A 979-nucleotide genomic window follows, 5' to 3' on the forward strand; every position below is an offset into this window, starting at 1 on the left:
TTTCTATAACCCACGACGCAGGCATTCGAAATTGGGCTATCTCAGCCCCATGGAGTTCGAGGCCAAGGCCGTGCTAGCTTAACTCGCTGTCCACCAAACCGGCAGCAGCTCAACTGGAAAAAAGTCGAAGCGCAGTCGGGCGATCCACTAGTTGATAGCTACATCTACCACTTTATCCGCAAACATCATCTCCGACCCGGAGATGAGGCAGAGCTTCGCGACCATGCGCGAAGGATGGCAGACGGAAAGCTGTCGGATCGCAAAAAGCAAATGGTCATGCTGGAACGATATGGCGTTAGCCAATCGGACGCCGCACGAAGGCTGGGCGTCGAGCGCCAAGCCGTATCCAAGGCTCTGGCCGCGCTCCCATCCGAATTCCGACAACTGCCCAACCTCCTAGGTTTCCCTGCCTATTTTTTGGTGTCAACCAAAGAGGCCAATTAGATCGATCACGCCCCTGTCCGTGGCCGCTTCGTCCACTCGTCGATCATGTCCGCCCAGTCTTGAAGCATTGCGGTGCGTTGCTCGCGGTACTCGGCCTTGTTGTAGACAGCCCTTACGCCCCGCTGCTCATGTGCAAGGCACTTCTCGATCCAGTCGGTGTTGTAGCCTGCTTCGTGCAGCAATGTGCTGGCCGTTCGGCGCAGGTCATGAGGCCCGAATTTAGCGAGGGGTTTCCCCTCTTTCTGAGCTAGCCGGTACGTCAGTGTCAGCACTTGATTGAGCGTGGCGCTGCTCATCGGTAGGTCCGAGTCGTACCGAGACGGCAGCACATACTCCGAACCGCCCGCGAAGGTTTTCAGGGCAATGAAAATATCCAGCGCCTGCCTCGACAGGAACACCAGATGCGGGTTGCGGCGCTTCATTCGTTCCTTTGGAATGGTCCAAAGGGCATCGCTGAAGTTGATCTCTCCCCACGTCGCATTGGTCAATTCGCTCTTGCGGACCATTGTGAGCAGCAACAACTTGGCCGCTGCCC

Annotated in this window: 3 protein-coding genes; 1 reads left to right on the forward strand and 2 read right to left on the reverse strand. The window is 56.9% G+C overall.

The genetic code is table 11. From position 1 onward, the window contains the following. Nucleotides 1-82: IS3 family transposase (locus MXAZACID_RS20445; RefSeq protein ID WP_008492800.1), on the forward strand; the 82-nt coding region annotated here is incomplete at its 5' end. A gap of 65 nt (nucleotides 83-147) precedes the next feature. On the opposite strand, the gene MXAZACID_RS19145 is transcribed toward MXAZACID_RS20445, so the two are convergent. Both MXAZACID_RS19145 and MXAZACID_RS03965 read right to left on the reverse strand, forming a co-directional pair. Next, nucleotides 148-384 carry a hypothetical protein gene (locus MXAZACID_RS19145; protein WP_008492801.1) on the reverse strand — a complete coding sequence of 79 codons (237 nt, stop codon included), beginning with the start codon at nucleotides 382-384 and terminating at the stop codon, nucleotides 148-150. Between the two features lie 65 nt (nucleotides 385-449). Continuing rightward, nucleotides 450-979, reverse strand: a 530-nt coding sequence (locus tag MXAZACID_RS03965) for a site-specific integrase (RefSeq protein ID WP_008492802.1), incomplete at its 5' end; no start/stop codon positions are given.

The sequence above is a fragment of the Acidocella sp. MX-AZ02 genome (genome assembly GCF_000306035.1).
Lineage (GTDB): Bacteria > Pseudomonadota > Alphaproteobacteria > Acetobacterales > Acetobacteraceae > Acidocella > Acidocella facilis.